Origin of the sequence: Pedobacter ginsengisoli (genome assembly GCF_030244015.1) — a bacterium.
Taxonomy (GTDB): Bacteria; Bacteroidota; Bacteroidia; order Sphingobacteriales; family Sphingobacteriaceae; genus Pedobacter; species Pedobacter ginsengisoli.
This window is the reverse complement of the sequence record NZ_JASSYX010000002.1, coordinates 490,367-509,780: the sequence shown is the minus strand read 5'-3', so window position 1 is coordinate 509,780 and position 19,414 is coordinate 490,367. Positions and strand designations below refer to the sequence as shown.

The following is a 19,414-nucleotide window of genomic DNA, read 5'->3' as shown; positions in this document are numbered from 1 at the left end:
ACGTTATCTATTGCCTATTTCTATGGCTGCTAAGTTATGTATTTTTCCGTCTGTAACACTAAATTTAATTAAAGTTTTTACCCGGTGCCAGCCCGAATTTCCCGCAGCACCCGGATTTATATGCAGGCAGTCGATTTTTTTGTCGTACATCACCTTCAAAATATGTGAATGCCCGCAGATAAATAATTTTGGAGGCTTAGTGTATATTTCACCCTTTACCTGTAACGAATATTTACCGGGATAACCACCGATATGGGTAATCCAAACATCCAAACCTTCAATGCTAAATCGTATATGCTCTGGAAATTCAGCACGGATCTCTTTTCCATCTATGTTTCCGTAAACTCCCCGCAAAGGTTTAAAAGCCGCAAGCTTATCTGCTACTTCGGGACCAAAGTCCCCCGCATGCCAGATTTCATCACAGTCGGCAAAATGCTTAAAAACCGCGTCATCCAAAAAACCATGCGTATCGGAAAGAAGGCCTATTGTTACCATTATACAAACCTAATCATTATTCGGTTTGCTGCATAACCGACCGGCCTTATGTCCACCTAGTCCCCCCTGAAAGAATTGAGAAGGCATAGTTGCACTATGCTTAATAAGGATGGTTACCTTTTAGGAATTGAGGTATTAATCTATAAAAGTTACCATTTACCTAGAACAAAATATCATGAAAAATGCATTCAAATTTGGCTTTCTGGCACTGATAATTTCTTTATCAGTTACAGCCTGCGGCGGATCTTCTGAGCAAACAGACACAAATACTTTAGACTCTACTGTAGTGGATTCAACCACTGTCCCTGTGGATTCCACTTCAGCTGACCATACCGCTGTTGATTCAACAGACACTACGGTAACCGACACCACGAAATAAGACCTGTTTTAATAAATTAGCTAATGGAGAGTCTGTTCTTAAACGTGAACAGGCTCTTTTTTTCACTATGGTCAGGTCGGGGCAGGCTGCGACTGAAATAAGATACTGTTAATGGCATGGACTCACATAAAACACACCTGAGTCACACTTTCTTCACAAAAAGGTACCTATTTGTGGCTTTGGTGTGAACGAGGCGTGAAGAAAGTGTGAACGAACATGCCACAACAAAACAATGGTTATGCTTGTTTAATACAAATTAGTAATGACCATTTTCAATAAAATATCCGTTTTAAATGAATCCTATAATCAAAAACCATTTTACCGCGGACCCCACTGTACTGACCTATGCTGACAAGGTCTGGCTGTATACCGGCCATGACGAACCGCCCGAAGGCGTAGATGACTATGTCATGAAGGACTGGCTCTGTTTTTCTTCACCTGACCTGCTGAACTGGCAGGAACATCCGTTCCGGCTTAAGGCTACTGATTTTAAATGGGCCAGCGGAGATGCCTATGCTTCCAAGGTCATTGAGCGGAACAATAAATTTTATTGGTACGTTGCGGTCTCACACGCCTCCATAGCAGGAAAGGCAATAGGCGTTGCCGTTTCGGATCATCCTGCCGGCCCTTTTACGGACGCTATAGGCCGGGCGCAGATATCCGGCGATATGATCCCTTCAACCGGCAACAACAAAGCTAACCTCGACCCTACTGTAATCATCGACGCCGGAAACCAGGCGTATATCGTGTGGGGCAATAAAAATTGTTTTCTGGCTGAGCTGAAGGACAACATGACAGAACTGGACGGGCCGGTTCAAAGTATAGTCCTGCCCGGATTTAGTGAGGGCGCGAACCTGCACCGTCATGGTGACTGGTATTACCTCTGTTATGGATATGGGATGCCTGAAAAGGTAGCATATGCGATGTCCAAAACTGTTACCGGTCCCTGGGAATTTAAAGGCATCATCAATGAGGTGCCGGAAAACTGTGAAACCAACAGGGCGGCGATCATCAGTTTTAAGGGTAAAAACTACTTCTTCTATCATAACGGCAAGCTAAAAAACGGAGGAAGTCACCGGAGATCTGTCTGCGCAGATGAGTTGTACTATCGACCAGATGGCACTATTGCACCTGTTATGATGACAGATAATGGTATATTAGGGGCCTAAAATTTATTTTAAAAATGAGGAAGATTATTTTGGATCTGGCCGTAACCCTTGACGGGTACATTGAAGGGCCAAATGGTGAAATTGACTGGATTACGAGCGATGCACAGACCGATTTCGCAGACATCATCAAGGACATACTGGTTGGTATTGACGCGATTTTCTACGGCAGGGTCAGCTATGAGCTATGGGGCAATTACCGCCCTGACGAAAAAGCCGGTACAAAATTGAAGGAAGCCTACGAGTTGCTGCACAGTAAGAAAAAATATGTATTCTCTACCACAATGGCCGATGATGGCAAGGCTACCATAATCAGATCAGATGTCAGGGAAAAAGTCCTGGAAATACTTAAAGAGCCAGGTGAAAACATTTGGCTCTATGGCGGCGGGAAACTGACTACAACCTTCATCAATCTGGGTCTTATAGACGTTTACAGACTGGCCGTTTATCCGGTGATCCTGGGTTCGGGAAAACCACTGTTTGAGAACATAGAAACCAGAACCAATCTGAAGCTGATTGACGTTAAGCCTGCAGATGATGGCGTGCTGCTGCTCAAATATGAGACCAGACGTTAAGTGCGTTTGTCAGAAAGCCAGAAAGAAATCTTTTAGCAGGTGCTTGTAGGCTTCCGCATATACGCCTTCGGCTTCGTAAATATAAAACCGTTTCTGCTCCAGCGGAGCAGGAACACGTCCAATGCAAATGATCTTTCTGATCACCGGTTTGCTGACATCAGAGCAAATGCTGATCTCTTTAAGGAGTGAAAGGTCTTGCTTCCGGGCTTTATCGATCACAAAATCAGCCTGTTTTACCGGCAGTATCAGCCATAGCAAACCTTCAGTACTTAAAAGCCTGCCTGTTTTCAACACCAGTGCCTCAAAGAAATTTTCATCGGCATGCCGGGCAGTGCTTTTTCGGCCTTCGGGATTCTTCAGATCGTTGACAAAAAAAGGCGGATTGGAAATGATCAGATCGTATTTTTCAGAAGTATCGTATGCTTCCATTGAGGTATGGACAGCCTGCAACCTGCCGGCAAATGGAGATGCACTAAAGTTTTGTTCCGCACGTACTGCTGCCGGTTCATCGATCTCCACGGCGTCAACCAAAGCATCCGGGAAACGCTGGGCCATCATCATAGCAATCACACCGGTCCCTGTACCGATATCGAGTATGCGAAGGGGATTGCTGTGCTGAACTGCGGCGCCCAAAAGCACGCCATCTGTATTAATCCGCATGGCGCAACCCTCCTGGTTTACTTCAAATTGTTTAAATCTAAAAATGCTGCCCATTTCTTTTGTTTCGTTTTGCCGGCTGATCCGTTCATTTTACACATAGATCAGAAACCTGCCCCTGTAGTGTACGAGCTGCGCCAAATGTAATGAAAATGTAGAATCTTAGTGCAACCGCCAATTCTAGGGGCCTGTTGCCGATAAAAGCACGCAGATAATGCCGCCGATAGTCCCTATTTTAAAATTTAAAAGCTAAATTTGCATCTTCAAAAAAAAAGCATGATTTATTTTTTCTTAGGTCAATCTGATACTGTTTTCGCTTTACAAATAGAACGAAACCTCTCTTCAACTGATATTACGAAACTGGAATGGCTGTTTGGCGGCGCCAAATTACAACAAGAAAGCACCTTAAGCGGCTTCTTTGTAGGTCCGCGCGCAGCGATGATCACACCATGGAGTACCAATGCAGTAGAGATCACTCAGAACATGGCCATAGAAGGGATTATCAGGATCGAAGAATTTCAACTGGTGAAAGAAGATTTTTCCGGTTACGATCCAATGCTTTCACAGAAATATGCACAGCTGAATCAGGAGATTTATACCATAAATATACAGCCTGAACCCATACTGCAGATTACAGATGTGGCTGCATACAATAAACAGGAAGGACTTTCACTTAGCGACGAGGAGGTTCAATACCTGGAAGGGCTGGCTGAGAGCCTGGGCAGACCGCTTACAGACTCTGAAGTATTTGGTTTTTCCCAGGTGAATTCCGAACACTGCCGCCACAAGATTTTTAATGGCAAATTTGTAATCGATGGTGAAGAGAAGCCTACCTCTCTTTTCAAGCTGATCCGCAAGACTTCAGAAGAGAACCCAAATGATATTGTTTCTGCTTACAAGGACAATGTCGCTTTTATAAAAGGTCCTGTAGTTCAACAGTTTGCACCTAAACGTGCAGATGTGCCTGATTACTATGCGTTAAGTGATTTTGAATCGGTGATTTCGATAAAAGCGGAAACCCACAACTTCCCGACAACTGTAGAACCTTTTAACGGTGCGGCTACTGGTTCAGGTGGCGAGATCCGGGACAGGCTTGCAGGCGGACAGGGATCGTTGCCTTTGGCCGGTACTGCGGTTTACATGACTGCACTATCCCGTTTGGAAGAAGGCCGTGCATGGGAACAAGGTGTTGAAGAAAGACAATGGTTGTACCAGACACCAATGGATATCCTGATCAAAGCCTCTAATGGCGCTACCGATTTTGGAAACAAGTTTGGCCAGCCGCTCATTACGGGTTCTGTGCTGACTTTTGAACATGAAGAGGATTCAAGGAAGCTGGGTTTCGACAAAGTGATTATGCTTGCTGGTGGTGTGGGTTACGGAAAAGCCAGTCAGGCTCAAAAGCTTAAACCCGCCGAAGGCGATAAAATTGTCATTCTGGGTGGTGAAAACTATAGAATCGGTATGGGCGGTGCAGCAGTTTCATCTGCTGATACAGGTGAGCTCGGCACAGGCATTGAGCTCAATGCCGTGCAAAGATCAAATCCGGAAATGCAGAAAAGAGCGGCCAATGCGGTCAGGGGTATGGTAGAATCAGATCACAATGCGATCATTTCTATCCATGACCATGGTGCCGGCGGTCACTTAAACTGCTTATCGGAACTGGTGGAAGAAACCGGTGGCAAGATCGACCTGGATAAATTACCGGTTGGTGACCCGACCCTGTCTGCAAAAGAAATCATCGGCAATGAATCCCAGGAGCGCATGGGCCTGGTGATCGGCCAGAAAGATATAGATACTTTACAAAAGATTGCTGACCGGGAGCGTTCACCGATGTATACTGTAGGTACCGTTTCAAGCGATCACAGGTTTACCTTTGAATCGGCGACCAGCGGTGTTAAACCAATGGACCTGGAACTGAAAGACATGTTTGGCAGCTCGCCAAAGGTGGTCATGGAAGACCAGACCGTAGACAGAAAATACCAGTCTGTTACTTACGATGCCCCAAAATTTAATGAATATTTAGAGCAGGTATTGCAACTGGAAGCAGTAGCGAGTAAAGACTGGCTGACCAATAAAGTGGACCGTTGCGTAGGTGGCCGTGTGGCCAAACAGCAATGTGCCGGTCCGTTACAATTGCCTTTGAACAATGTGGGTGTAATGGCTCTGGATTTTCAGGGCAAAGAAGGCATCGCGACTTCTATAGGTCATGCACCGGTATCCGCCTTAATTGATGCAGCAGCCGGAAGCCGTATCGCAATTGCTGAATCACTTTCAAACATTGTTTGGGCACCTTTGAAAGATGGCCTGAAAAGTGTTTCGCTGTCGGCCAACTGGATGTGGGCCTGTAAGAATGAAGGCGAAGATGCAAGGTTGTATGATGCGGTAAAAGCCTGTTCTGATTTTGCGATATCGCTGGGCATAAACATCCCGACAGGAAAAGATTCCCTGTCGATGAAACAGAAATACAAAGATGGTGATGTGATTGCACCGGGCACAGTAATTATTTCTGCAGCAGGAAATTGTGACGATATCACTAAAGTTGTTGAGCCGGTATTGCAGAAAAACGGCGGATCAATTTACTACATCAATCTTTCCAATGATACTTATAAACTGGGAGGTTCATCTTTTGCCCAAATCCTGAACAGGGTCGGTAACGAAACTCCTGACGTGAAGGATGCCGCTGCATTGAAAACGGCTTTCAATACTTTACAGCAACTGATCAAAGCGGGTCAGATCCAGGCTGGTCATGATATCGGCAGTGGTGGTCTGATCACGACGTTACTCGAGCTTTGTTTTGCAGACCGTGATCTGGGTGCTTTTTTGGATCTTTCAGTCCTAGGTGAAAAGGACCTGATCAAAGTATTATTCTCAGAGAACATAGGCGTGGTATTCCAGGCAGACGCTGCTGCTGAAGAAGTGCTTTCGGCAAATGGTGTTCCATTCCATAAAATTGGTGAGGTGACTTCTAAAGCCATATTGAACATCAAAAATGGCAGCAACGAAGGCCTGAACCTTGACATCGATCACTTACGCGATGTTTGGTTCAAAACTTCTTATTTATTAGATCAAAAACAAAGTGGTCCGGTTAAAGCAAAAGAACGTTTTAACAACTATAAGAACCACGTTTTAAAATACAATTTCCCTGCACAGTTTGACGGAAAGAAACCCGTAATCGACGAAAGCAAACCACGTCCGAAAGCAGCAATCATCCGTGAAAAAGGAAGCAACTCCGAGCGTGAACTGGCCAATGCCATGTACCTCGCGGGTTTCGATGTTAAAGATGTACACATGACCGACCTCATTGCCGGCCGTGAGACATTGGAAGACATTCAGTTTATTGGCGCTGTCGGAGGTTTCTCCAACTCAGATGTTTTAGGATCAGCCAAAGGCTGGGCTGGCGCATTTATGTACAATGAAAAGGCCCGCATTGCGCTGGAAAACTTCTTTGCCCGTCCGGATACGCTTTCAGTAGGTGTCTGCAATGGATGTCAGCTGTTTGTTGAACTTGGCCTGATCAATAAAGACCATGAGGTAAAACCTAAAATGCTGCACAACGCCAGTCACAAACATGAGAGTATTTTTACTTCGCTGACCATCCCGGAAAACAATTCTGTAATGCTTTCTACGCTTGCAGGCAGCACATTAGGTGTTTGGGTATCACATGGTGAAGGTCGCTTCCAATTGCCGCTTGAAGAGGCAAAATATAAGATCGTTGCGAAATATTCATACGAAACCTATCCTGCCAGCCCGAACGGATCTGATTACAACACAGCGATGCTATGTGATGAGACAGGCCGTCATTTGGTCATGATGCCGCACATTGAACGTTCGTTGTTCCAGTGGCACTGGGCAAACTATCCTAAAGGCCGCAAAGATGAAGTTACTCCATGGATGGAAGCCTTTGTCAATGCGAGGAAGTGGATTGAAGGACAAAATCAACGATAACTTTCGGATTTGGCATACTGTGCGGGTGGTGTTTGAAGCCGGGTTTGTGAACTACGGTAATCATGCCACCCGCTGCTTTTATCTTCTTTTCAAAAGCCAGCGTATTCGTTTCCGGTGAAACCGCTTCATCTGCATCTGCACAAAGGATGAGGCTGGGATATTTCCCTTTGACGATCTGCTCAATCTTATCCACAGGACTGCCCTTGAAGTTTTGAATATCCTCATCTGTTTTCAGACGGTAATCCTTCATAAACTGTTCATGCTCCTGCTTGTATTTTAAAGCATTTTCCTTAGACCCGGGCCAGGTCTTCATGTCCAGAACAGGATTATCTACATAAGCACAAGCCACCTTCGAAGGATTAGCCGCAGCCCAGTTGTACACATAGATTGCTCCCCTGCTCATCCCCTCCATTGCCGCTTTTTTAGACAGTCCGGCTTTGACGAGCAGGGCATAAAAATCATCCCATAGGGCAATGGCCTCAGGGTTCCCAAGTAATTCAGAAGCATCACAGTACACCACATGAAATCCACGTTCCAGCAAGGCAATATCTGCCTGTGGTTCATGGCCCCAGAACCTTGCCCTCCAGATGTAGGGATGGCCTTCAGTTGCCCATTTCGGTTTTACCACCTTAGATTCCCGGCCTTTCAGTTTAAAGTTGGCGCATTCATATCCATAAAAGGATTCTTTGGTAAAGTCCTTCAATCCTTTAAATACATCAAACGCTTTGTCTTGTTTTTTACTGAGTGTTTCGTACATCCGCATGGCAAGTATAGCAGAGCCGTGTACATCGGGATGGATCAGGTCTGGTACCATCTCCGGATGGTCTATCAAAAGCTGGTGTATGTCGAGTACCTCAACTCCGGTCTCATAGGCCACGTTTCTTATTTTTGGTGCAATCTTGTTTACGATGACCTGGTCCCAAATGCCGGTAGTATCTTTGACAAAGGAAACCATAGGCAGCATCAGGATCACCCGCGGGTGCGAGGGCAGTTCCTGAAAAGCTCTGATCATTTTCTTGTAGTCAGCTTCAAATTCATCCAGGTGTACCCTGTTGACCAGTTTGGCATCGTTGCCGCCAAGGTCTATAAAAACCACATCAGGGTTGCTTTTGAGCGCCTGCTGGTACAGAGCGGTTTTGACATATGGATTATCGCCCTTTGTCAGTAAAGTAGTTCCGCTGACGCCATAATTGTCAACCTGATACCCGCTGCCCATCAGGATCTGAAGCTGCCCGGGAAAAGAAAAGGTCTCCCGCTTTTGGATACCATGACCGTAAGTGATGCTGGCACCGATGCAGGCCACCTTTACCTGGGCACCACATTGCATCATACAAAAAAATAAGTTCAGCAGAAAAAAAGGGATTTTACGCATCTTGGTGAGGTTTAAAACCCTAATATATTAATTATTGCACTTTTTGCCCGACTTTAATGGTAGCATCTGCACTGCCGATCAGACCATCCATATTACTTCCTTGCAGGTTAATCGTATAATTTCCCGTAATATCTGAAGTATAAAAACTCAATTTGGCCTTACCGGTGGCATCGGTAATAACATCTGGTTTCCAGTAAACGGTTGAACGGTAATCCCGTTCGGCATTATCCTTTTCGCTGACCGTATACTTCGGACTGTAGAACTCCTGCGGATACATGAGCGGCAATGGCCTGTATATAGCTACATCCGGATTGTTGTTCTTATACCAGCCGCGCCCGCCTTTTGTGGTGATCCCAATCACTGCAATCTCCCTTAATCTATTGGTGAGTACATTTGCGCGGAGCTCCAGGTATCCTGCCGACTGTACATGGTTAATTCTATAAAATGGCTGGACTGTGTATAAGGGAACGGGATTCCCGTATTTGTCTTGTAATTGTATAAACGTTTCTGGGTCTAAAACATACTGTGATCCTGAGCGGAGCGCTACTTCCGATGCAATGATGTATTTCGATTTGTAAGTATCAACGCTACCTTGTCTCGCGTAATTGCCTGTATATTTCCGGCTGTACATGACTTCCATTCCTAAAAAGCCTTCAATCTTAAATTCACTTAATTCTTCAATCAGTTCTTTAACAGCAGGATTGCCGTTCATTCTTACCGGGAGGCCGCCACCATCTATCTCAATGACTACCAGATAATTGTTCAATTTCAGTGTCGCCAGACCATCCTCCATCACCACATTTAAACCAGGAACTTTCTGTTTCAACAAATGATACAGGTCCAAAACGCCGGATTCTTTAATGTCCTGTTCATCAAATATGAGGTCGGCGCCCTTTGAGATGTTCCGGTTATAAGAACCTTTGATGACCTTTTTGGTTGTAATTTTCACTTCTTTTAATGTGATCCCTGATTGTCTCAGACTATTTTCCTGAGCTTTGGCAACAACGCGCTTCACGTAATTGAGCTGGGCAACATCGGTATTCACATACCATGGAAGTACCTGGTCGCGAAAACTTTCGGGCACTGTGGCGGCCTTGGACTTGTCGACAGTCACCTCACCAAAATTCATGGTTTTGCCCTTAGGTGTCCTTGCCTGGATGAAAAAGGCACCTGAGTCTATCTGGGGCAGATTTTCAAAGACATATCTCCCCTTGTCATCAGTTATGGTGCTGGTGATGAAAAAAGGTTTTTGTGAAGAGATCAGCATTTGAGCCCCGGCGACGGGTTTCTTTAAAATATTAGTGACCGAACCTGAAAGCCTGAAGTGTGTCTCCGCAGCAAATTCAACTGGCTTTGGTGCGGCAAATGCATCCTTCCAGTCGTAACCTCTCCATCCTTGTGTGAGCAGCAGGTGATCTAGAGCCCGCCAGCGTTGCTTGTTATTTTTGTTCAGATAATACCCCGGAGTTTCAATGGTCCCTTTTAGTTCTGAACTGATCAGTAAAGCCGAAGTCATCCCGTGGCTGCCGGCTGTATCCGGTTTGACCTGGCTGTCGTCTGTAACCGCTATTGAAAAGTTCCCACTTACAGGATTGCCGTCCTTGTCTTTGACCTCCAAAACCAGGTTAACGCTATCTCTTTTATAATAAGCCAGCTTATCCGTTTTCAGGGTAATTTGAAGGCCTTCTTGGTGATCAATGAACACCAACCGTTCGTTCAAAGGAGTTTTATCTCTTAACAAAGTAAATCTGGTAATGCCTGATGGAAACCTGTTTTTTGGAATCTTCAGCTTTGTCTGCTGAAGGTCGATGATCTGCGCGTAGGTGACAACGCCTCTTGAGATAGCAGTAAGATAATACGTACTCTTGCTATTTGTGACATCGCTGGTCGAAGAAATATTCAGGTCCAGTGAATCTTTTTGCTCCTCATTGACAACATGTAAAATGATACCCTCACGTTTAACCGCTGGCAGATTAAATACCTTATCCAGACCGGCGGGCTGCGTCAGTTTTGCAAAATAGCTTTCCCCTGATTTTGGCGTAAACTCAAACGATCCCATCCCATTGTACAGACTTGAAAACTCGCCTGCGGAATTGTTTTTACCGTCATAGATCGTTCCGGTTACATGAATTCCCCGGCCATCTTCACCAACAGCCTTAAACCCGATTGTTGATTTCAACCCTGCAACCAGATTTCCGCCTTCGGGCAAGAACTGGAGATCTATGTTCTGGTCTCTAATGATGTTTAGCGGAATGAGCAGGCGCTGGTTGCCATCGTTCTTACTGAGGTTCCGGATTTCCATTCTGATGTTGCGTCCATCTGCTTTCCGGTTGATTTGATTATTAACCACAAGCCTGCCGTCTGCACTGGTGCGCAGGTTCTCTTTGTACAATTGCTTGTTTCCATCCATAATTTTCACCTCGACATCACGCAGGCCCACAGCCGACTGGTCAGAGCGGGTCAGTGAAACCTCTGTCTGCAGTTCATCTTTATCTGTCACTCTGGTCATCTTTGAACTTGACCTGACCAGCCAGGTGTCCTGTGTGGGCACACCAAGATAAAGCCGTTTGGTAAAGAAATAATCGCTGCCAAAATTCTGCATCCAGTTGGTATAGGCACGCATGGTATAGCCGCCTTCATGAAATATCTTTGGAACCAATGGAATTTGGGCATAGCCCACACCCTCTTTTATCGGGATGCTGATCCGCCTGACGGCTTCCGCAGTATCGTCATTCAGCTCCACATATAGCAATCCGCTGCGTTTCGAAGCGGCAAGTGTAGCTGCATCAAAAAGATAAGCTTTAAACCAGATCGTATCGCCCAGATTGTAATAAGGTTTATCAGTATGCACATAAAGTTTTTCTGCCGGCATTCTTTCCTGCAGCGCCTTCATGGCTTTTACAATTTCGGTGGTATTGCCCGTCTCCTCAACGGGGATCTGCGCCTGCGGGCCTGCTTCGACCTCATACCGGTATACCTGCCTTGCAAGTTCCCCTGCTGCATTGATACCTTCGACAGTCACTTTATAAGTACCGGGACCGTCTGCATTAAAGAAACTGAAACTGGCCCGTCCGCTGGCAAATGTTTTGATCTTGGGGTTCCAGTAAACGGTAGAACGCATGTCAGGCAGCTGATGGCTGACGTCTGGCCGGTCATAACGGGGCGAATAAAATTCGCGGGCCTTGTTAAAACCTTTGGGTTTGATATTGACGACGTTTGGATTGTACCTTGGTGTGCGTTTTTTCCGTGTATAAATGAACAATCCGGGAGTAGGTGTGGATAAACCTTTGACAGGTATACTAAACAACTGCATCAGTGCCATATTTGTGGTCACTACATCTATCTTAATGATGTCTTTTGGATCAACACTGTTTTGATCAAATAACTGGCTGATTTCCATAAGCGAATCCTGCCTTCTGCCATCTAAAAATACCTGCATGGGTGCATTTCTATACATGGGCATGTTTAGAACTTCTGGCTGGGTTTCAGGATAAGGCCTGAAGCTGACCGAACCAAGCCTCCCCTGGAGACAGAGTCCCAGGTTAGCACAGTTTTCGTCTTTCATCATGTAGGTAAAGTCGGCATGGTCCTCCGGGATCTGGAAAATACCCTGTGAAGTCATTTCAGATTTGGCCAGTTTTCTCGCTGTGATCCTAACCTCTTTCAACCTGTTGGTACGGCTTTGCCTGCCTGTCCTGACCAAGAGTTCATCCTGCTTTTTACTATTTTGCAGGTATATATTAAAGCTTTCGGCAATATTTTCATTAAAACCGGGTATGTTCCAGTTTTTACCGATCACTTGTCTGGGTATACTGTCCAGAATCACCTCAACTTTTTTGCTTTTTTTAGCGGTTACTGCCTGCACCGCAAACCTAAGACTGTCTGCCAGCATGATCGGTTCGAATTTAAACCGGCCATCCGCGTCCGTCTTTGTCTGTTCCAGAAATCCCGGTGTCAGCGACATCACGGTTACCGTACCATTGACCACAGGTGTACCCGACAGGCTAAGAACCCTGCCGGATATTTCTGTGCCGAGAGACTCTGCTTTGTACAATGGTTTGTTTGCAGGAGTTGTGCTGAGTATTTCTTTCCAGGCAAACCGGCGGTAACCCTGCGTCAGCATCAGGTTGTCCAGTGCCTTGTTTACTTCATAAGTATCGTCAGTAAAATAATAATTTGGCTGCTCGATATACCCTTTGATATCCGAGCTCAAAAGGAGGTTTGACAACATTGTGCTTTCATTGGCCTCCTCAAAAGGCACCTTGCTTTCATCGACCACTGAGACCGAGAAATTGCCGGGAACAGCTTCGCCAAAACGGTTGACAGACTCCAGGTCTATAGTGACCTTTTCCCGGCTCTTATAGGTCTTTTTAGCGGAGCTGACATGCAGCTCCATACCGTCATTGCTCTTGATAAAAGCGATCCTTTCATTGACAGGCTCGCCTCGTCCGTCAAAAACCGTGAACTGGGCTATACCGGTAGGGAAGTCGCGTTTTGGTATCCAGATAGAGTTCATCACTTTTACGATCTCTACCGGTGACGCAAAAATGGTTTCGCCACCGGACTGGGCAACCAGGTTTACTGACCTTGGTGCCTGGAACTGCCCGGGCATGCCCTTGATCCTGACCAGGATACTGTCCTTGTTGGGCTGATATACAGAAAGCACATAACCCTGGTCCGCAACATGGGGCAGGGCGATTGTTTTTGCCGAACCATCCGCAAAGGTCAGTCTGGCACTGTAGGTCTTACCGGCCTGCGGCCTGATGTTGAACACGCCCATGCCTGCATGCAAACTCTCAAAACTGGTGATTTCCTCTCCGGCTTCGTCTACAACCTTACCTTTTACGGCAACTCCGCGTCCATTTACCCCTACTGCCTTAAAGCCGATGCGGGAGTTGATGGCATAGAGCAGGGTTCCGCCTTCGGGGAAAAACTGGACATCGCTTTTGGAAAGTGAATCCGTGGAAGGGTCTGTCTTCTTCTGGCTTCTGGCTTTTTTATCTGATTTATCTTTATCCTTGCCATCACCTTGTCCGTCGATACTCAAAGGATCGCCGACCGCAAAAGTATGGTCGTAAAAATACTCCTCACCCGCGTTCCTCATCCATTGCGTATAGGCCCTGATCCGGAAATTGCCAGCCTTATATTCATCACCCAGGGTAAAATCACCCATGGCCATACCGGCCGTTAGTGGGAGTTTTACAGCATGCATCAGGGAATCCTTTTCATTGATCAGTTCTACATGCAGTGCCCCGCTCAGTTTGGACAACTGGTGACGGCTCCCGACAGTTACATAAGCTTTAAACCAAACTGTATCGCCTACTGCATAATAAGGTTTATCCATATGCAGGTACACTTTTTCCTGGGGATTATTATCCATCCAGCGATGCAGCGCGGTTACAAATCTTTCAACAGGTTCTTCAACCCGTGGTGCAAATGCCAGCAGGGTCAGCATCAGCGTCAATATTAAAATTAATGAGGAGCGTTTCATAAAAATAGATTTGTGGTTACGGAGCCTGATCAACAACCTTAACACTAGAAGCTGTACTGCCTATATTGCCATCCATATCACTTCCCTGCAGGTTTATCGTATAATTTCCGGTAACATCTGAGGTATAAAAACTAAACCTTGCCTTTCCGCCAGCATCGGTGATCACATCCGGCTTCCAGAAGATCGTGGAACGGTAATCGGGTGCGACATTATCTCTGGCAGCGGTAGCATACTTTGGACTATAAAAATCCTTAGGATAAGTTACCGGTAAAGGCCTGTAAGTAGCAAAATCCGGTCTGTTGTTTCTGATCCAGCCACTTTTATTCCGGGTAGTGATTTCAATCACAGCCCGGTCTCCATCGCCTCTTACTATATCCAATCTCCAGTCTGTATAACTTTGACCGCCCGGCGTGTTAAAGTTTACATTGCCCTGGTAACCTTCTGCTCTCGCCCTTACCCCTTGTACTGGTGAATTCATAAAATAGGAGTTCGTATATTTTCTGGTATAAATGACCTGTACCCCAATAAATGATGCGACTTGATACCTCTTCATTTCCGAAATTACCTCCTCAGTTGAAGGAAAAGGCGGCAGTTCGAAAGGAAGACCGTTTCCATCAATACTAATCTTGACATAAAAATTATTGAACATTACAGCCGGAAACCCATCCTTCATAATCACCTTGAACCCAGGTAATTTTTGCCTGAGTAATTCATAAAGATCCATTACTTCCGCCGCCTTGATATCGGCCTCATCAAATACGATATCTGATCCCCCTTTGCGATAAGAGCCCCTGATGGTCTTCTGAGAATTGATCTTCACTTCTTTTAACAGGTTTCCGGTCAACTTCAACTCCCTTCTTTCCACGCCGGCCATATTTCTTACATAATTCAACTGTGTTTCATCGCTATTGACATACCAGGGCTCCATCTGGTCCCTGAAGTTCTCCGGCACAGGCATTGCTTTAAATTTATCTACCGAGACTGCCCCAAAGTTCATGGACCTCCCTTTTGGTGTACGTGCCTGGATGAAAAATGAACCTGAATCTATCCGGGGCAGGTTTTCAAAAACATAGCGTCCGGCCGTATCCGTGAGGCTCTGTGCGATGAAGGTGGGTTTTTGTGAAGAAATCAACATTTGAGCACCCCGCACCGGTTTATTCCATGCATTTACTACAGTGCCTTTAAGGCGGAAATAGGGATTGCCCTCAAACTCAGGTTTCCTGGGTTCTGCAAACGCATCCTTCCAGTCATAACCGGTCCAACCCTGAGTAAGCATGAGATTGTCAAGTGCGTACCAGCTTTGTGTATCGCGTCTTCGGAGGTAATATCCCGGATTTTCCACGTCTCCTTTAAGGTCGGCGTTCAATAGCAGGCTCGCTGAAATTCCGTAATTGCCCAGCGTATCTGCATTCACCTGGCTGCTGTCCGTTACCGCTACCGAGAAACTTCCTTTCACAGGAAGGCCGTTTTTGTCTTTCACGAATATTTCCATGTCAACCTTTTCTCTTTTATGATAATGTGCCCGCTCTGTACTAACTGTTATCCTGAGGGGCTCTGGCTGATCAATAAACACAATACGTTCATTAACCGGAATTTTATTGATAAAAACAGTAAATCGTGTAATTCCAGCTGGAAAGAGGCTTTTCGCAATCTTGTATTTATTAATATCCCCGTCAAGTTGTTGCGCGTAGGTGACAATGCCTCTTGAAGTGCCTATTAGATACCCTTGATCTGCGGAAAGGTTTATTCCCGGGGAAGCCTGTACATTTACTATAAGAGAGTCGTTCCGCTCTGGATTGACCACCGCCAATACAGTCCCTGACGCAGCGGCCGACGGTAGCTTAAATGTCTTTTCTGTATCCTTCGGCACTGTTAACCTTGCAGTATAGGTTTCGCCGGGTCCGGGTATAAATTCAAACGAGCCCATTCCTTTATAAAGACTGGAAAAAGCAGCAACCTGGTTGTTTTTGCTGTCAAAAAGTGCTCCTGAAACAGACATGCCTTTTCCGTCTTCACCAAGCGCCTTAATGCCGACAGTTGATTTTAACCCTGCTACCAATTTACCGCCTTCCGGCAGGAACTGCAGATCAATATTCTGGTTCCTTCTCACATTCAGCGGCACGATCAGGCGTTGCCTGCCATCACTGTTATTTATGGTGATGATCTCCAGTCTTATGTTACGCCCGTCTGCTTTTTCCTTCAATTCATAACCCAGGTTCAGTTTTCCGTCAGCGCCGGTTCGCATTACTTCTTTATACCTCAGCCTGTCGCCCTCAAGCAGTCGCACCTCCACGTCTCTAAGACCAGCAGGTGACTGATCCTGATTACTTAGAAAAAGTTCCGTTTGCAAATACTCTTTTTCTTTCGACTTCCCAATCTTAGAGGCTGACCTAACCAGCCAGCTGTCATCACTTGGTACGCCCAGGTAAAACCTTTTGGTAAAGAAATAATCATCTCCAAAATTCTGCATCCAGTTGGTGTAGGCCCTCAATGTATAGCCACCCTCCCGGAATACCTTCCTGCTCAATCCAATCTGCGCATAGCCAGTCCCTTCTTTTATCGGAATACTGATCTTTCTCACCGATTCCGCTGTATCACTGTTCAATTCGACATACAGCAAACCGCTTCTTTTGGATGCGGTAAGTGTTGCGGCATCAAAAAGATAAGCCTTAAACCAAATGGTGTCTCCAAGGTTATAATAAGACTTGTCTGTATGCACATAAAGTTTCTCTGCAGGCATTCTTTGCTGCATCCCCTGAATGGCCTTTACCAGATCATTATTTTTGGAGACGGGCACATCGGGCAACTGTGCCTGTGTGCCGCCTTCGACCTCATACCTGTACACTTGCCTGGCCAGCTCACCGGCCGCATTAATTCCTTCAACTATGACCTTATAATTTCCAGGACCATCAGCATTGAAAAAGCTGAAGCTTGCCCGGCCGCTTGCAAAAGTCTTGACCTTAGGATTCCAGTAAATGGTGGACCGTAAATCAGGTAGCTGATTGCTTAAAGCTGACCTGTCGTAACGCGATGAATAAAATTCCCTGGCCTTGTTGAATCCTTTGGGTTTAATATTGGCAATACCAGGGGTATATTTCGACCGGTAATTGCCAGATTTGGTATAAATGGCCATCACGTACTTTACGTCACGCCCCCCTGCCAGTCTGAAACTGACACCCCTGCTAATGAATGAAAAGTAGATCTTATCGATATTTGAGCCATCACTCATTAAAAGATTGTCGTAATCTCCGGAATCAAGCATGAAACCATCCGCCATTACTGTATATGCCTTGCCGTCTTTTGTCAATGGTATCCAGCCACCTGCTGCGAATACAAAATTCACACTCCTGTTGTTGTCCATTTCCTCGATACACTCTTTAAGCGTTCGGCATGGCAGCCCTTTTTTAGGTCTGAACACCTGGTCCGCCTGGCTCTCCCTGATCGTGCTTCCAAAAGGTGTTTTGGTGGCCCTGATGTGTACTTCTTTCAATCTGTTCACCCTGTTCAGTCCACCGGTCCTTGCCAAAAGCTCATCCTGTTTCTTACTGTTTTCCAGGTACGCCGTCATATCCGGCAAAATGTCTTTGCTTAAACCCGATCTGTTTTTGTTTGGAGTTATTTTCTGCTCTGAAACCTCATCCAGAATAACTTCTGTCTTCTTTCCGTTCTTCGCAGTACGGCCCTGCACGGCAAATTTCAGGCTGTCTGCCAGCACAATCGGCTTATAGGCAAACCGGCCATCCGCGTCTGTCTTTGTCTTTTCAATAAACCCAGGTGACAGCGACATCAGCGTAACTTCCCCATTAACCACAGGCGTACCCGACAGGGTAAGGACCCTGCCGGATATTTCTGTGCCGAGAGACTCTGCTTTATACAATGGTTTGTTTGCAGAAGTTGTGCTGGTTATTTCTTGCCAGGCAAAGCGCCGGTAACCCTGCGTCAGCATCAGGTTGTCCAGGGCCTTATTTACCTCATAAGTATCGTTTGTAAAATAATAGTTGGGCTGTTCGATATAGCCTTTGATATCCGAGCTAAGGAGCAAGCTGGACAATATGGTGTTTTCATTTGCCTCCTCAAAAGGAACCTTGCTTTCATCGACCACCGACACCGAAAAGTTGCCCGGAACGGCGTCACCAAACCTGTTAATGGACTCCAGGTCAATAGTGACCTTTTCCCGGCTCTTGTAAATCTTTTTAGCAGAGCTGACATGCAGCTCCATACCGTCATTGCTCTTGATAAAAGCGATCCGTTCGTTGACAGGTTCGCCCCCTCCGTCAAAGATCGTAAACTGGGCAATCCCTGTCGGGAATTCCCGTTTGGGAATCCATACCGAAGTGATCACTTTGGCGATCGTCACCTGCGATGCAAAAATGGTCTCTCCACCCGACTGCGCCACCAGGCTTACCGATCGCGGTGTCTGAAAAGTTCCTGACACCGTTTTGATCCGCACCAAAACACTGTCCCTGTTGGGCTGGAAAACAGCCAGCGTATAACCCTGGTCGGCGGCCCGGGGCAGTGCAATGGTTTTTACAGAACCATCGGTAAAGGTCGTCCTGACACTATAGTTCTTACCAGCCTGCGGCCTGATGTTGAACACGCCCATCCCGGCATGCAAACTTTCAAAACTGATGACCTCCTCCCCGGTGTGATCTACAACCGTGCCTTTTACCGCAACCCCGCGTCCATTTACCCCTACTGCTTTGAACCCTATGCGCGAGTTAACCCCATTGAGCAGATGGCCTCCCTCAGGAAAAAACTGGACATCGCTTTTGGAAAGAGAATCCGGTAGAAGGTCTGCATTAGACTTATTTCCCTTTCCGGCCTGGCCGGTCTTTGTCCTGCTTTTTTCTGTAGCATTGCCAGGGCCTTCTGTGCCTAAAAGATCGCCGACAGCGAAAGTATGGTCAAAGAAATACTCCGGTCCCGCATTGCGCATCCATTGGGTATAGGCCCTGATCCTGAAATTACCAGCCTTGTATTCATCACCCAGGGTAAAATCACCCATCGCCATTCCCGCGGTCAGTGGCAGCTTGACCGAGTTGAGCAAAGAGTCCTTTTCGTCGATCAGCTCTACATAAAGCGCCCCGCTCAATTTGGACAACTGGTGGCGGCTGCCAACAGTGACATAAGCTTTAAACCAAACTGTGTCGCCAACTGCATAATAGGGCTTGTCCAGGTGCAGGTATACTTTCTCCTGAGGATTGTTGTCTGTCCAGCGCTGAAGTGCGGTTACAAATCTTTCCACAGGTTCTTCCATACGCGGTGCAAAGGCCAGCAAAGCGGAGGCAGCAGTAAACAGTAAAACAAATAATCGACGTTTCATAACTGTTA

General features: G+C 46.2%; 9 protein-coding genes. 4 read left to right on the top strand and 5 right to left on the bottom strand.

The window, feature by feature from the left end:
• Nucleotides 1-3: 3 nt before the first annotated feature.
• A complete protein-coding gene (locus tag QEP08_RS09315) occupies nucleotides 4-495 on the bottom strand; it encodes a metallophosphoesterase family protein (protein WP_285057449.1) in 492 nt (163 codons plus the stop codon).
• A 175-nt stretch (nucleotides 496-670) separates the two neighbouring features.
• On the opposite strand from QEP08_RS09315, the gene QEP08_RS09310 reads away from it, so the two are divergent.
• From QEP08_RS09310 to QEP08_RS09300, 3 genes are all read left to right on the top strand, one after another.
• On the top strand, nucleotides 671-874 hold the full coding sequence (locus QEP08_RS09310) for a hypothetical protein (protein ID WP_285057448.1): 204 nt from the start codon (nucleotides 671-673) through the stop codon (nucleotides 872-874).
• Nucleotides 875-1,167: 293 nt separating this feature from the next.
• Nucleotides 1,168-2,043, top strand: a complete 876-nt coding sequence (locus QEP08_RS09305) for a glycoside hydrolase family 43 protein (RefSeq protein WP_285057447.1) — start codon at nucleotides 1,168-1,170, stop codon at nucleotides 2,041-2,043.
• A 14-nt stretch (nucleotides 2,044-2,057) separates the two neighbouring features.
• Nucleotides 2,058-2,615 carry a dihydrofolate reductase family protein gene (locus QEP08_RS09300; RefSeq protein ID WP_285057446.1) on the top strand — a complete coding sequence of 186 codons (558 nt, stop codon included), beginning with the start codon at nucleotides 2,058-2,060 and terminating at the stop codon, nucleotides 2,613-2,615.
• 9 nt (nucleotides 2,616-2,624) lie between these two features.
• On the opposite strand, the gene QEP08_RS09295 is transcribed toward QEP08_RS09300, so the two are convergent.
• On the bottom strand, nucleotides 2,625-3,329 hold the full coding sequence (locus QEP08_RS09295; protein WP_285057445.1) for a tRNA1(Val) (adenine(37)-N6)-methyltransferase: 705 nt from the start codon (nucleotides 3,327-3,329) through the stop codon (nucleotides 2,625-2,627).
• 219 nt (nucleotides 3,330-3,548) lie between these two features.
• On the opposite strand from QEP08_RS09295, the gene purL reads away from it, so the two are divergent.
• Entirely contained in the window at nucleotides 3,549-7,220 is a 3,672-nt protein-coding gene (gene purL / locus QEP08_RS09290; protein ID WP_285057444.1) for a phosphoribosylformylglycinamidine synthase, read from the top strand.
• Here purL and QEP08_RS09285 read toward each other — a convergent pair.
• From QEP08_RS09285 to QEP08_RS09275, 3 genes are read right to left on the bottom strand one after another with little or no spacing between them, the layout of a single operon-like run.
• The gene (locus QEP08_RS09285; RefSeq protein ID WP_285057443.1) at nucleotides 7,180-8,592 is read right to left on the bottom strand and encodes a GDSL-type esterase/lipase family protein; all 1,413 of its coding nucleotides are present in this window, start codon (nucleotides 8,590-8,592) and stop codon (nucleotides 7,180-7,182) included. The two genes, purL and QEP08_RS09285, sit on opposite strands and share 41 nt — an antisense overlap.
• Before the next feature lie 31 nt (nucleotides 8,593-8,623).
• The gene (locus tag QEP08_RS09280) at nucleotides 8,624-14,083 is read right to left on the bottom strand and encodes a carboxypeptidase-like regulatory domain-containing protein (protein ID WP_285057442.1); all 5,460 of its coding nucleotides are present in this window, start codon (nucleotides 14,081-14,083) and stop codon (nucleotides 8,624-8,626) included.
• Between the two features lie 16 nt (nucleotides 14,084-14,099).
• Nucleotides 14,100-19,406 carry a carboxypeptidase-like regulatory domain-containing protein gene (locus tag QEP08_RS09275; RefSeq protein WP_285057441.1) on the bottom strand — a complete coding sequence of 1,769 codons (5,307 nt, stop codon included), beginning with the start codon at nucleotides 19,404-19,406 and terminating at the stop codon, nucleotides 14,100-14,102.
• Nucleotides 19,407-19,414: the final 8 nt, after the last annotated feature.